The 14,498-nt window shown below is 71.5% G+C and carries 10 protein-coding genes; 7 read left to right on the forward strand and 3 right to left on the reverse strand.

Translation table 11 applies throughout. The features are described 5' to 3' along the window. Position 1: 1 nt before the first annotated feature. Positions 2–1,426, reverse strand: coding sequence for a hypothetical protein (locus LV780_RS11010; RefSeq protein ID WP_011909374.1), 1,425 nt, complete (start codon positions 1,424–1,426; stop codon positions 2–4). After that, on the reverse strand, positions 1,426–3,324 hold the full coding sequence (locus tag LV780_RS11015) for a lysozyme family protein (RefSeq protein WP_146172297.1): 1,899 nt from the start codon (positions 3,322–3,324) through the stop codon (positions 1,426–1,428). The genes LV780_RS11010 and LV780_RS11015 overlap by 1 nt, the downstream gene beginning before the upstream one ends. Positions 3,325–3,699: 375 nt before the next feature. Between LV780_RS11015 and LV780_RS11020 the strand changes: the two genes are divergently transcribed. From LV780_RS11020 to LV780_RS11050, 7 genes are all read left to right on the forward strand, one after another. Next, complete coding sequence (locus tag LV780_RS11020) at positions 3,700–4,914, forward strand: trypsin-like serine peptidase (RefSeq protein ID WP_181318490.1); 1,215 nt, start codon at positions 3,700–3,702, stop codon at positions 4,912–4,914. Beyond that, positions 4,914–6,005 (forward strand): trypsin-like serine peptidase, encoded by a 1,092-nt coding sequence (locus LV780_RS11025; protein WP_108221002.1) that lies wholly within the window; start codon positions 4,914–4,916, stop codon positions 6,003–6,005. The genes LV780_RS11020 and LV780_RS11025 overlap by 1 nt, the downstream gene beginning before the upstream one ends. Before the next feature lie 3 nt (positions 6,006–6,008). Then, positions 6,009–7,304, forward strand: coding sequence for a hypothetical protein (locus tag LV780_RS11030; RefSeq protein ID WP_108221001.1), 1,296 nt, complete (start codon positions 6,009–6,011; stop codon positions 7,302–7,304). Then, positions 7,301–9,703 (forward strand): DNA/RNA non-specific endonuclease, encoded by a 2,403-nt coding sequence (locus LV780_RS11035; RefSeq protein ID WP_108221000.1) that lies wholly within the window; start codon positions 7,301–7,303, stop codon positions 9,701–9,703. Before LV780_RS11030 ends, LV780_RS11035 begins: the two co-directional genes overlap by 4 nt. A gap of 110 nt (positions 9,704–9,813) precedes the next feature. Continuing rightward, positions 9,814–10,212, forward strand: a complete 399-nt coding sequence (locus LV780_RS11040; RefSeq protein ID WP_011909380.1) for a rhodanese-like domain-containing protein — start codon at positions 9,814–9,816, stop codon at positions 10,210–10,212. 26 nt (positions 10,213–10,238) lie between these two features. Then, complete coding sequence (locus LV780_RS11045) at positions 10,239–10,829, forward strand: response regulator transcription factor (protein WP_108220999.1); 591 nt, start codon at positions 10,239–10,241, stop codon at positions 10,827–10,829. Between the two features lie 226 nt (positions 10,830–11,055). Then, complete coding sequence (locus LV780_RS11050; RefSeq protein WP_108220998.1) at positions 11,056–13,068, forward strand: PAS domain-containing hybrid sensor histidine kinase/response regulator; 2,013 nt, start codon at positions 11,056–11,058, stop codon at positions 13,066–13,068. On the opposite strand, the gene LV780_RS11055 is transcribed toward LV780_RS11050, so the two are convergent. Beyond that, a complete protein-coding gene (locus LV780_RS11055; RefSeq protein WP_108220997.1) occupies positions 13,065–14,495 on the reverse strand; it encodes a family 16 glycosylhydrolase in 1,431 nt (476 codons plus the stop codon). The genes LV780_RS11050 and LV780_RS11055 overlap by 4 nt on opposite strands. Positions 14,496–14,498: the final 3 nt, after the last annotated feature.

The following is a 14,498-nucleotide window of genomic DNA, read 5'->3' on the forward strand; positions in this document are numbered from 1 at the left end:
CTCACCCGTCGGCCGGCGCCACCTCGGGCATCGCGCCGAGCCGCAAACTCCAGATCCGGCACGTCTCGTCCCAGGCCGGCGCCACCCCGCGCTTGACGATCACGGTCGCTGCCAGCGGCGCCACGAAGGCGGGGCAGCCAAGCCCCATCAGCGCCGCCGTCAGCGCCCCCACGAGGCCCGCTTGCGGCAGACCCAGCGCCTGCTGCAGGGCCTCGCGGTCGCCCTGCCCCGCCTCGGTGCACATGAGCGTGTGCAGCTCGCGCTCGAGCCGGGTGACGACCGCACGCCCGAGGTCGCGGAAGGGCAGCTGCACCGTCTCGGGCAGCGCGACCGGCAGTTCCAGCGCGAGGGTTCCTCCGACCGAAGGATCGACCTCGAACAGGGCCTGCCGCCGGCCGATCTCGGCCACCAGCGCCTCCTCCTCCGCATCGAGCAGGGTGGCCGCCGCGTCCGGCTCTCCGGCCGGCAGGGCCCGCTCGGCCATCGGCATCTCGGGGATCGCGAAGACGGTGGTCTCGGACATGCCCTCCACGGCGGCGAGGATGACGCGCGCAGGCCCCACGAACCCCTGCGAGGTCGGGTGCAGCTCGTCATACCAGCCCGTGTCCGGCACGCGCCCGCGGCAGTCGGCCACCGTCACCCGCCCGCCGAACCGCTCCGCCATTCCGGCCAGCGCCTCGTGGAAGCGGTCGATGAGCACACGGATGATTTGGCGCTGGAAGGCCGGGTCGGTGATCCCCAGCGCGGCCATAGGCCGGCCGAGCCAGCGGCCCCCGTTCGGAATGACATGATCATAGCTGTGGCAGACGACGCGCTTCGCCCCCGCCCGCATCGTCGCCTCGATCAGGTCGGCGTAGATGTCCACCGTGCCCCTCAGGATGCCGTCGAAGGCGGGCCCGACATGGCCCGCGGCATCCACGGCGGGATCGAAGGGCAGCAGGTATTTCTGCAACGCCCCGCCCCCCAGCACATCGTTGCCGCCGCCGCTGAGAAGCAGCACGTCCGGCTTCTCGGCCAGCACCGCCACCGTCACCTCCTCCTGCCGGGCCATGTCGCGCAGAAGGTCGCCCGCCGCGCTCACGCAGTAGATCGCCCAGCGGTCGAAGAGATGGTCGATCACATCGTCGAGCAGGAACGGATACTGGAACCAGCTGTCGCCCTCGGCCACCACCTTCAGGCCGTTCCAGTGGCCGATCTTGCGGGCGTAACGCTGCTGGCGCCGCCAGCGCGCCACGCCGTTGAGCGAATTGAGCGCCATTGCGGCCTCGGTCGCCGCATAGGCCACGCGGGCGGGGTTGGCGACGACCGTCGGCTCGTAGGGCGCGCTCTCAAGGGGATCGAGTTGCAGATAGGGCCGGATCGCCTCGTCCGGCACGTCAATGTCCATCAGCATCGCTTCGAGCTGGCTTCGGTCGATACGGTTCATCACTCTTCTCCCTCTCGGAACACGTCGAGGCCGAGATCGGCCTCCATCTCGGGCGACAGGATGCCGTCCGCCCAGCCGAGCCTGCGCTGCTGGAGGGCCACGAAGGCCGCGCGGGTCACGGGCCCCACCAGCCGCTGCCGGTCGGGTGCGAGGCCCATCTGCGCCTGAAGCCGCGCCACCGCCGCCCCGGTCGATCCGAAGCGCAGACGCCGCAGACCCTCCGCCGGCGCGCCGCGCAGGCCGGCGACAAGCGCCGCATCGGCCCCGGTCAGCAGCATGACGCTGAACTGCCGCCCGTCGTCGGAGGCGGCGAAGGTCCGCCCCATACCCAGCGCCACCCGGAAGTCGGCCCATAGGCCCGAATGGCTGCGGCTGCCCCGGTCGTAGTCGCCCGGCAGCGTCAGGCAGCCGAGCGACGAGAACCCCTCGCGGCGCCGGCCGGGATGGATGTTGTCGGCCGGCGCGCAGCGATGCCAGAAGTCGCGCCGGTCATAGACCACGTCCTGAAGGCTGCGCAGCGCGACCACCTCGGCCGCCCCCGTGGCGGTCGAGGCCAGCCGCAGCACACCGCGGATCTCGCCCGAGGTGCCCGCGCGGTGCGTGCCCACCGTGTAGGTGTAGCAGCCCGTCGGCAGCAGGTTGCCCTCGAAGATCCCCTGCCGCGCCTTCTGGACGCCGGTCACCAGCGCCCTGGCCTCGGGCACCGTCGAGGCGCGGTAGGCGTGCATCCGGCCGGCCTCGCGGTCGAGCACGCCCATGACGCAGCGGTAGTCGCGATGGTCGGGCCGCTGGTCCACCAGCGTCAGCACCTCCACATCCTCGCGCCGGTCGGCCCCGGCGATCCGGCAGCCGCGCAGCGCGAAGACAAGCGGCCCGGGCCGCACGAGAAAGTCGTTGAGCCGGACGAGCCTCTCGAGATCCGCCGCCGTCAGGTCAAAGGTGGCGCCCTGCCCGGCGCGCGGAAGGTGGCGGTAGTCGGGATGGTCGTCGTCGTTGGGATTCCAGCGCACATCCGCAACCGTCGGGCCCGGCGCCTCGGTCAGCGCCGGCTCCTCGACCGTCTCCTCGTCATCGCTGGCTTCCGCCACATCCTCGTGCTGCTCGGCCAGCGGCGCGGCGGGTGCTTCCGCCTCGCCGTGCTGGCGCAGCGCCACCACCGCCTCGGTCAGTCGCTCTTCGGAGAGGCCCGCCTCGAACAGGTCGGCCTCCTCGCGCCGCCGCCGCGCGAGGCTCGAGCCATCGCCCCAGACCCGGCTCATGGCGCGCAGAAGATCGGGGATGCGGGCCATCTCGGACCGCTCGCCCGTGGCCATCGCCCGCGCGATCGCGCGCATCTCGCGGAAGCGGTCCTTCGACGAGACGAAGCCGCCCGAGCCGCGGTTGAACACGAGGCTGAGCAACGCGCCGCGCCCGTGCGGATGAAGCCGGTCGAGATGATCGAGCGAGCGGTAAAGCTGGGACACCAGCTTGGGCATCTTGCCCTCGTCGAACTGGCCGATCGCCACCTCCCACGGGATCACGATGTCGGCGAGCGAGCGGACAAGCGCGCGCGCCTGCGCCACCTTGGCCGGGCGTCCCGGCTCGTCGGTGCGAAAGCCGATCGTGCGCGAGAGCCTCTCGATGGCGGCTCCGGGCAGGCGGCCCTGCCAGTCGGCGCGGAATTCGTCGGGCCGATGGTAGCCGAGGTCGTAGCCGCAACCGATGGTGATGCCCGAGGCGAACTCGGGCCAGACCGGGCGCGCCTTGATCACGCGCTCGTAGAAGGCGCGCCCGCCGGTCTCCCATCCCACGATGAAGCTGCGCGCCCGCTCCGAGATCGCGTCGCTCCAGGGGATGTCGAGCACCGTGGCCTCGACCGTCCCGGCGACCGAGGTTTCGGCCTCGCGATAGCCCAGCATTTCGAAGAGATCTTCCGCGGACGGCGCCGCGGGATGGGAACCGACATCCATAGCAGAATGGCCCTTGAGGCGCCACAAGCGCCCGAAAAAAACAGATCCGGCAAGTGGAGGGCACAATGACGGCAACCGCCGCACCCGTCATGGTGGGCGAATCATGACCCCGCGTCAACATTCCGAATGGGTCAGCTTCAACCATCGGGCGACTACCCTTGGCCGTCCTTCGCCTGTATCCTCCCTCGACAAGACAAGGACATTTCCAGGCCTCGCCCGCCCGGCGTCTTTCGACGCAACCGCCCGGACGGGCCATTGATCCAGCGGCCGGCGGGCGCGACGCCCCCGGCATCCGTTTCCGCCCCTTCCCGGCAGGAGGAGCCGATGGAAAGGCACGACAGATCCTCGATCGAGTCACTGGCGGCCGAGATCATGCCGCGCCTGTCTCCGGACGGCGGCGCGTTCGAGACGGCCGAGATCGGCCGCGACGGGCCGGATCTCTCGCCCTCGGCCATTTCGGCCCGGATCGAGCGGTCCGAAGAGACGCTGCGCCGCGCCGTCGAGATGGATCTGACCGCGGCAGATCCGGCGCTGACCCGGCAGGTTCTCGTCAACGGCCGCGAGGGGCTGGAACTGATCGCGGGGCAGCGCGACAGGACGCAGGCGCCGATGGCCGCCGTGGCGGCCGCGCTCGAGGTCATCGTGCGGACCGACGGCTCGCGGCCCTCCTTCCTCGTGCGCGAGGATGCGCCCGATTTCGCGACCAGCCCGGCCGGCGGCTGGGCCGACCTTTTCGGCGATCCGCTGCGCGAGGCCGAAGTGCGCACCGCCCTCGCCGCGGTCGGCCGGATCGACATCACGCACCCGCTGATGCCCTACGCCGGAACCGGATGGCTGGTGGCCCCCGACGTGATCGTGACGAACCGCCATGTCGCGCAGCTGTTCGTCGCCTTCCCCGAGGGCGAGGCGCCGCGGCTGCGGACCGAGCTTGATCCGCGCTTCGACTTCGGCCACGAGTTCGCGGGCCGCGACAGCGCGGATGCGCGACCGCTGCGCGAGCTTCTCTTCTGCGGCGCGCGGGCGATCCCGCCGGTCGGGATCGACCACGGCTGCCTTGATCTCGCCGTCTTCCGCCTGGCCGCGCCGGTGCCCGAGACGCGCCGCCCCCTCGCGCTGGCCGAGGGGCGGCGCGTGGCCCTGCCCCAGACGCAGGTCTTCGTGGCGGGCTATCCCGCGCGCCCCGATCCGGCCTCGCTCGGCACGGTGTCCGAAACCGACCGCGTGCTGCGGCTGCTCTTCGACAAGCTCTGGGGCTTCAAGCGGCTGGCTCCGGGCGAGATCACCCCCTCGACCCTCGGCGGCCGGACGCTCAACCACGACGCCTCGACGCTCGGCGGCAACTCGGGGTCGCTCGTCATGGGGCTCGACAGCCTGCCCTTCGTGACGGGCCTTCACTACGGCGGAAGCTGGGGAGGCGACCGGACGAACTGGGCCCATGTGCTGGGCGCCGTCCTCGACGAGCCGGGTCTGCCCGGCCTGCCCCACACCACCCTCGCCGGCCTCTGCGCCGCCGAGGGCATCGCGCGCAGGGCCTTCTGATGCCCCTCGACGCGCGCCAGATCGAGAGCCTGAGCGCGGTGCTGAGCCGGCTCTTCACCCATGCCGACCTCGAACGGCTGATGCTGACGGCCACCGGCGACGGGCTCTACGAGGCCTGGGTGCCGGCGGGTCTGACGGTGCGGCGGACCCTGTTCGACCTTCTGCAGGAGCTGGAACGGCAGGGTCTCGCCGCGCGGGTCCTGGCCGAGATGCGCGAGCGCCGCCCGCGCAGCGCCGAACTGCGCGCAGCCCTGGCCACCGCCTGCCCCGAGGCGCTCGACGCGCAGCCGCACGGCGGCATCGGCCTCTCGCCGCAGGTGGCGGGCGTGCCGCTGGCCGGCCTGCCCGACGACGCCTTCGCGCCCGGCCTGCAAAAGAACGTGCGCCCGCATCTGGCCCGGCTCGACCTTGCGATCTGGATCGACCGGCTGGCGGCGATCCGCCGGCAGGTCTGCCGGATCGAGATCGCGCGCCGCGCGGCGGGGACGGGATTTCTGGTCGGGCCCGCCGCGGTGCTGACGAACTGGCATGTGGTGGCCAAAGCCGACCTTGCGGAGGCCGAGTGCCGCTTCGACTATGTGATGCGCGCCGACGGCTCGCGCGAGCCGGGGACGACTGTCCGGCTGGCCGCCGTCGGGCTGGCCTGCCATGCGCCTTTCGCTCCGGCCGAACTCACCGACCGGCCGGACGATCCCCTGCCCTGCGCGGGCGAGCTTGACTTCGCGCTCCTGCGCCTCGCCGCGCCGCTCGAGGGGCGCGGCTGGCTCCGCCTGCCCGACCAGCCTCCCGACCTGCCGCCCGAGGCGCCGTTGCTGATCGTGCAGCATCCCGACGGGGCGCCGATGAAGCTCGCCCTGGACACGCAGTCGGTGATCGGGCCCAACGCGAACGGCACTCGGGTCCGCTACCGGACGAACACCGAGAACGGCTCGTCCGGCTCGCCGGTCTTCACGATGGACTGGGATCCCGTCCTCCTCCACCACTACGGCGATCCGGCGTGGGGCGCCGCACGCTTCAACCAGGGGATCCCGCTGGACCGGATCCGGGCCGCGATCCTCGCCGCGGGCGACGCGGCGCTGCTGGAGGCGTGAGCGATGGCCCTCCCCCCCCTTCTGATCGAACCGCTGAGCGAGGAGGTGGCGCGGCTCTTCACCACCGACGACCTCAAGCGGATCATGCTCAAGGCCACCGGCCTCGGCCTGCACGAGGAATGGGTGCCGGACAATCTCGTCGGCCGCCAGAAGGCCTTCGCGCTCCTCGAGGCGGTGAGCCGGCAGGATGCCGAACCGCTGGTTCTGGCCGAGATGCTCGCCCGGCGCCCGCATGCGGCCGAGTTCGCCGATCTCGTCGGGCGGGCCTGCCCCGAGGCGCGCGCCGCGCTGCCCGGCACGGTCCGGCAGGTCGAGGAGGTGATCTCGGGCCTGACCGAAATCCGCGCCCGCCTCGACGAGGCGCCCGTACGCGAGCGGCTGTCGCAGTCGCGCGACCGGCTCTCGATGATCGTGGACACGGTGGACAGCCTCGACGCCTACAAGTCGCTTCACGAATGCCTGCACCAGATCCAGATCAAGCAGTTCCGCGCCCTGAACGACGCCGCCCGCGCCCTGCCCACCGATCTTCGGCAGGCGGCCGAACTGCGCGTCTATTGCAACCAGCTCCGCAGCGCCTGCGTCATGGCCCGCAGCGCGGTCGATCAGCTTCCCCCCGCGCCGATCCCGCGCGCGACCGAGACGCTCTGGATCGACGCGCTCGAGGCGGCGGCGGCGCAGGTGCAGGATGCCATCGACGGCGCCGACCCGGCCGGCGCGCGCTCGGCCCTGCGCCAGATCCGCTGGATCATCCAGAACACCCCGCCGCGGCTGAACAGCCTGATCTTCGCCACGGCGAGCGCCCTGCCCCTCGACGATCTGGCCCACGCGCTCGAGGATGTGGCGGGCGCGGACGGCGGCGAGCCGATCCGGGCCGCGCTGCGCTCGCTGCGCCTCATCATCCCGACCATCCGCTCGGAAGTGGTCGAGCATCGCGAGTGGCAGGAGGCCGACATCCGCATCACCGAACTGGACCAGCTCTTCGAGCGGGGCGGCAGCGGGTCGGACCTGATCGAGGAATTCGCGGCAATCTGGATCGAGCTGAAGGCCATGGTACAGGAGCTGGTGGCGCGGGACCCCGACGCGGCATGGGCGCGGCGCATCCTGGCCTATCTCGAGGATGTCGATGACGCGCTCGCCCGCGAGCAGGCCGACGCGAGCTTCGAGGCCACCTATTCCGCCTTTCGCGGCGAGGCGCAGATCCGGTTCCTCACCGTCGACTCGCGGCTGAAGGGCGATTGTTCGGCGCTGGTGCGGATCAGCCTGCCGCTCCATCGGCTTCTGGCGGAGCTTCGGCCATGAGGAACGGCGCCGCCGATCGGTTCGAGAATGTTCTCGACCTGCAGACCGCGCATCTGGCGCTGATGCAGCGCCAGCAGGACCGTCGCTCGGCCGGCGGCGGGCTACTGCCGCAAGAGGAGATCACCGACTTCCTCGCGCGCGTGGCACGGACCGGCGCCGTCCTGTCCACCCCGGCGGATCGGAGGATCGCGCAGCGGGTGCTGGACTACTGGACCGCGGACCTGCTCGACACGGCGCGCGGCTATTCCGGCCCGGTGGCCACCGAAACCCTGCTTGCCTGCGAGGCGGAGGACAGCGACGCACGGCCCGCCGGGCTGGCCGAGGGGCACGGCTCACGCGAGTATATCCGGCTTGCGGCGCAGGCGCGCCAGTGGCGCGACACCCGCTCGCACGGCTATCTCCTGTCGGGCAAGGCACTGCGTTCGGCCGAACGGTTCAGCCGCGATCCCGAGATCGCCGATCTCATCGCCGCCAGCCTCGCCGAGGAGCAGCGCGAGGCCCGCCGCGCGCGTCGCCGCAAGCGGATCGCGGCGGGCCTCACGCTGGCTCTCGTGGCGGCGGTCGCGATGGCGGGGATCTTCTTCCTCAAGGTCGAAACAGCGACGCATGAGGCCGCCGAGGCGGCCGGCGAGAAGGGCGCGCTGGCGCGCGACGTGGTCTTTCTGGGCGACGAGGAGCGGCTCCGCGCCCAGGAGCGGCAGGTGGCGCTGGAAAACGCCAATGTCGAGCGCCGGATCGCACAGGAACACATGGATGCGCTCTCGGAACGCCAGAGCCGGCTCGACGCGGCGCAGGGCGCGCTGGCCGATCTCGTGACGGCGGAAAGGTTGCCGCTGGCGGGCCTCCCCGACGGGGTGGCCGAGGATGTGCTGCGCATCCTTGCCCTCCGTCAGGCCGAGGGGCGGCTCGATCCTTCGGTCCTTGCGCCGGATGTGGCCGCGGCTTTGGCGCCGGTTGCCGCCGATATGGAGGGCTCGGTCTTCGCGCTCGATCTGAAGGGCTATGATCCGCTCTTTCTGGGCCGGTCCCTGCCGCTGCCCGCGCTTGATCGCGCGGCGCAGGCTGCGGCCTTCCGGGGCGGCGAAGCCGTGCCCTATGTGCATTTCAGCTTCCTCTACAACCAGGCGCGGCGGGCGCCGCTGGTTGCGGCTGTCAACTTCGACCGTGCCGCGCGGCAGGTGCTGCCCGCCACCGGCACGCCCATCGAGCCCGACCCGCGCCTGCCGCCCGAGCTGCGGCCCGATCCCTCCCGGTTCGAAGGGGGGCTCGTCGCGGCGGACTATGTGGACCGAACCATGATCTCGTGGGGAGAGCCGCTGGCCGCCGATCCCTTCCGCACGGCGCGGATGCTGGACCAGTCGGTCCAGCTGCATCTCAACAAGGCCCCCGTGCATCCCGCCGCCGCCGCGGTCTGGACCGGCCTCACCCACTGGATCCGCGAGCAGCACAACCGCTCGGCCACCCGCGTCACCTTCTTCACCGGCCCGATCTTCCAGCCCGGCGAAAGCGCTGTGCCGGCCTCGCTCTGGCTGATCGCCGTCTCGCTGCGGGATCCCGTATGGGTGCCCGCGGGACAGGAGCAGCCCTTCGTGGCCGAAGCCTTCCTGATCCCGAACCGGCCCGACACGCTGATGGAAGAGCCCTGGAAACTCGCCATGACCATCGAGGGGATCGGCCGCGCGACGGGGCTGCGCTTTCTTGACGAGATCGTCCGTGCGGATCGGGGGAGGACCATCGTGAACGCCACCGAGGGCGACCGCCTCGCCGACCGGGCGGGCGCGCTGAACAACCCGCCCTCGGAGGATCAGACGGCGCTGATGGCCGAGCTGGCGCTGGCGCTGCAGGGCGGGCGGCTTCCGGCCTCGGAGCAGGCCAAGATCATCCGCGAACTCGCCGGCCTGCTCGCCGGTCCGCCGGACCTGACCTCGGCGGGACGGGTCAATGTCCTGACGCTGCTGGCCGGGGTGCCCGCCGAAAGCTGGAACCGCCCGGACTGGATCGTGCTCAAGGCCGAAGTCCGCCGCGCGGTGGTGCGGGAGCCCGCTCCCGAACCCGAGGCACAGGGCCTTGTGGATCGTCTGGCCGGTGCGCTCGGGCTGGACGAGCCGCCGCCTCAGAGGGTCTTCATCCAGTTCGCCGACATGACCCGCGAAAGCGTCCGAAGCCTGGCCGAGCGGATCGCGGCGCTCGGCTGGACCGTGCCGCCGGAGGAGCGCGTGGCCGATGCGAGCGGCCTCAACGAGGTGCGTTTCAACCCGGACAGCGCCGAAGACGCGGCCGCGGCCCGCCTCCTGGCCGCCGATCTGGCGGCGGCCGGCCGGCCAGGGGTCCGAGCGGTGCCCCTGTCCGTGATCCGTCCGCAGGTTCTCGAGGTCTGGATCGGCGGCCCCACCCGCTGAACCGGGCCCCGCACGGGGCCGCCTGCAGCGCGGCCCCTTCCCGCGATCGGACGCTTGACCCGGGCCGCGCAGCCTGCCACATCGCGATTGATGCATGTGTGGAGGTCCCGATGAAGCGTCTGCTCCTGGCTCTTGCCGCTGCCGTGCAGGTGGTGGCCCCTGCCGCCCGCGCCGGCGATGTGGTCACGCTTGCGCCCGCCGCACAGGATCTGGAGAGGGGTGAGGCGCTGGTGGTGGACATCCGCGAGCCGTCCGAGTGGCGCGAGACCGGCGTTCTGCCGAACGCGGTGCTGGTCCCGTTCCGCGACGCCGACAGCTTTCTCGCACAGGTGGGCCCGAGGCTGAAACCGGGTCAGCCGATCGCGCTGATCTGCCGCTCGGGGCGGCGGTCGGCGGCCGCCGCCGCGGCGATCGCCGGCCGCAGCGAACATCCGGTGGTGAATGTGGCGGGCGGAATGGTTCGGCTCATGCACGAGGGCTACCGACCCGCCCCCTGCCCCGTCTGCTGATCGGCCCTTGGGAAGGAACAGGACCGATGGACCAGCCGGAAACCCAAGGCAAGCCGCTCTCGGTCCTCGTGGCCGACGATCAGCCCCTGGTGCGCGAACTGATCCTGGGGCTTCTCGGGCGCGAACCCGACATGGAGGTTCATGCGGCCGAGGATCTGCCGGACGCGCTGGAACAGATGGCGGCGCACGGCCCCTTTGACGTGCTTCTGCTGGATTTCTTCATGCCGGGGATGGAGGGGCTCGAGGGGATCGCCCGGACGCTGGCCGCGAACGGCGGTCGGCCGGTCCTGCTGATGTCGGGCAACCTGCCCGAAGAGACGGTGACGGCCGCAAGGGCCATGGGTGTCGCGGGATTCGTTCAGAAGACGCAGTATGCCACCCTCGCCGCAGCGGTGCGCAAGGCCGCAGCCGGCGACGTCGAGCCTGCCCCACCAGTCACACCCGGCGACCTGTCCGCGGCCGAGGTGCACCTCCTGCGCGAACTGGCCGACGGGCGCTCCGGCGAGCTTCTGGCCGACCGGATGGGCGCGGCCGCGCTCCAGACGCTTTTCTCCAAGCTGGGCGTTTCAAGCCGGGCGCAGGCGGTGCTGGCCGCCAAGCGCAAGGGGCTCGTCTGACGCAGCGTCATACCGTTGCCTGTCTCCCATGCGAAAGAGGGCGCGCGAATACGAACGGCCGCGTTCTCCCAAGACCGGGCGGGATTAGGATTTCGGGAAGAAGTTCCCGTCAGGATGCGCGCGCGACTCGGGGCCCGCCCGAACGGCGCGGACATGCCGACGCAGAGGAGACTGTGCTGGTGATCACCCTTCTTTCCGTGCCCCGCCGGTGGCCGGGCGTCTGCCCATGATGACACCCTGGGCTCTCCGGTCAAAGCCGCCCCAGCCATCCGACACCGAGGCGGCCCTGCGCGAAGAGCGCGACCGGCTGCAGGCGATGCTGGACGCCATGCCGCACATGCTGGTCGAGCTTGATGGCGATCGGCGGCTCGTGCGCTGCCGCGCCGGATGGCTCGGGCCCCGGTCGCCGCTGCCCGAGCCCGTCCGCGGCGAGCGGTTCGAGGATGCCCTGCCCGCCCCGCTGGCCCGGCTGGCCCGGCAGGTGCTCGACGAGGTGGACGAGAAGGGCCGCTCCGCCGGCCATGAGTATGAGGTTCCGCTTGCGGAGGGCCGGCGATGGCACTCGGTCTCGGCCTCGCGCCTGCCGTGCGTGACGGGCGGATCCGCGGGCTACCTGGTCGTCATCAGCGACACGACGGAGGCGCATGTCCAGCGCCAGCAGGCCGAGCAGCGCGCGCGGACGGATCTGGCAGCCGCCATGGATGCCTCGCACGACGGCATCGCCATCACCGATCCAGATGGACGCTACCTCTACATGAACCGGGCCCATCGCGAGATGTTCGGCTTCACCAGCCCCGAAGAGATCATCGGCCGCTCCTGGCGCGATCTCTATGCGCCGGAGGTGGCCGACCATCTCGCCGCGGTGGCCCTGCCGGCGCTCGAGGCGGAGGGCGGCTGGCGCGGCGAGGTGGTCGGACGCCGGCTGGATGGCAGCGACCTGCCGCAGGAGGTCTCGCTGACGCGGAAGGCCGGCGGCGGGATCATCTGCATGTCGCGCAACATCGCCAAACGCCTGCGGGAGCAGCAGGAACAGGCCCGCCTGCGCGAAGAACTCCAGATGGCGCAGCGGCGCGAGATCATCGGACAGCTCGCCTCGGGGCTCGCGCATGATCTCAACAATCTGCTGGCGGCGATCGGCGGATCGGCCACGCTGATCCGCGACCTCGGGCCCGGCGCGGCCGAAGCCCATGCACAGCGGATCCTCTCGGCCACCGAGCAGGCGGGGGCGCTGGTGCGACGGTTCCTCAGCCTCGGCCAACGGCAGAGCAACCGCTCGCGCATCGACCTGCGCGCCTTGCTGCATGAGGCGGCCGATCTCGTCCGGGCCGGGCTGCGCAACCGCACGCGGCTCACGCTCGCCCTGCCGCCGGAGCCGGTCTGGGTCGAGGCGGACCCGACAGACATCCTGCAGGTGGTGCTGAACCTCGTGATCAACGCCCGCGATGCCATCGCCACCGCGCCCCCGCGCGAGACGGGATACGAGATCACGCTCGCCCTCGGCGCGCCCGATCCGGCGCAACTGGCCGGTCCCTTCGCGGCCGGCTCCCCGAGCGCCGGGCAGGGCTACGTTGCCCTGACCGTGTCCGACAACGGCCCCGGGATCGCGCCGGAGACGCAGGCCAGGGTGTTCCAGCCCTATTTCTCGACAAAGGGAGCCGCCGGAACCGGCCTCGGCCTCGCGATCGTGACCGGCGTCCTGGCGGCCAATCACGGCGCCATCGCGCTTGCGAGCGCGCCCGGAGCGGGCACGCGCTTCACCGTCCTCTGGCCGATCGAGGCGCGCGACCTGGCCGAGGCGCCGGCCGCTCCGACATCCGCGACGGCCGGTGCCCTGACCGGATGCCTCACGGGCCGCACCGTCCTTGTCGTGGACGACCATGCCGACGTCCTTCGGGTGCTCTCGGCCTTTCTCGAGCAGGCCGGAGCCGAGGTCGTGCCCTGCGCCGACCCTCGGGATGCGCTTGCGGCGCTGCGCGACGATCCAACCCTCTGGGACCTGCTCGTGACCGACTTCGACATGCCCCATGTGACCGGAGCGGACCTCGGGCAAGCCGCGAACGAGCTTGCGCCGGATCTGCCGGTGGTGCTGATCACCGCGCTGCCGGACTGGCGCAGCCGGATGACGCGGGCCACGCCGCGCTTTGCCTCCGTCCTCGGCAAGCCGCTGGCGCGCAGCGATTTCCTCACCGCGGCCGAAGCGGCCATGCGCTCGGCCGAGGCCGCGGACGCCGTCGGCTAGACGAAGAGAAAATCGACCGGCCCGAGCTGCGCGACACGGACATTCTGCAGCAGGATGGAGTCGCTGTCCGACAGCACGATGAGCGTGTCGGCCCCGACCTGCCGGACCTCGGCCGCGCGATCATAGCCGTGGATCTCCAGCCGGTCCTCGCCGCCGCGGGGCACGAAATCGGTGATCACGTCGCGTCCATGCCCCCGCGCGAAGACGAAAGTGTCGTGGCCGGCCCCGCCGGTGAGGGTGTCGTTGCCCGCGCCACCGTCGAGGCGGTCGGCGCCCGTTCCGCCGAGCAACAGGTCGCGGCCCGCCCCGCCGAGCAGCCGGTCGTTGCCGGCGCCGCCGATCAGCGTGTCATGGCCCGCACCCGCCTCGAGCCGATCATGTCCGTTCCGCCCCTCGAGCCGGTCATTGCCGCCGCCCCCGACGAGGCGGTTCGCGGCGCCGTTGCCGATCATCAGGTTGGCCTGCCCGTTCCCGATGCCGTTGATGGCGGCGCTGCCGGTCAGGACCAGGCGCTCGACATGGGCCTCGAGCTGGTAGCTGACCGAGGACCGCACCGTGTCCGTGCCCTCGCCCGCACGCTCGATCACCCGGTCGGCCGCATTGTCCACGAGGTAGATGTCGTGGCCCGCCCCGCCATACATCCTGTCGGCCCCGCCGCCGCCCGCCAGCGTGTCGTTGCCGCCAAAGCCGTAGAGAAGATCGGCCGCGCCCGTGCCCTGCACGAGATTGGCGCTGCGGTTGCCGAAGATCGTGCTGTCCGAGGGCAGGCGGATGTTCTCGACATGGGCCGTCAGCGGCGCGGTGTGGCTTGTGCTCATCAGGCCCGCCCAGGGGGCCAGCTCGGGCGGGGTGGCCCAGAGATCGACGAGGCTCTTGAGCGGGCCCGGATCCCAGACCCCGCCCTCGACGTAGGAGGCATCGATCACCGCCACCGTCTCGCCATCAACGCGGAAGAACGCGTTCTTGCTGGTGACCTGGATCTCGTACACATGCGGCGCCGCGGCCGCGTCGAAGCCGAGGTCGATGATCAGGGGCTTGCGCAGCGTGACATGGCGGCCGCCGGCATCCTCGAAATGGACGGCGAGGTGGATCTTCGTCGTGTCGCCGCCCACGAACTCGATGTCATATTCGCGCCAGGGCTGGGTGCGGTAGTCCTGCTTGTAGAGGAACAGGCCGAAGACGGTGCCATCCACCATCCGCGGCGCCTGGGCCATCCAGCTCCAGGATCCGGTGGTGAAGGCGGCGTCCGACTGGATCTCGCCCCCGATCCAGGGGCGGGAGTGCCCGTCGGTGGACTTGCTCAGCGTAAGGGCGACGCGCTCGTCCTCGAGGATCCGCACGTTTCCGGCCGACCAGGTGGTGAGGTAGGATTGACCGGCGTCCCAGGTGGATACCAGAAAGCTCTTGTCGCCGTGCCGGATGTGCATCCC

This window comes from Cereibacter azotoformans, assembly GCF_021391315.1.
GTDB classification, from domain to species: domain Bacteria; phylum Pseudomonadota; class Alphaproteobacteria; order Rhodobacterales; family Rhodobacteraceae; genus Cereibacter_A; species Cereibacter_A azotoformans.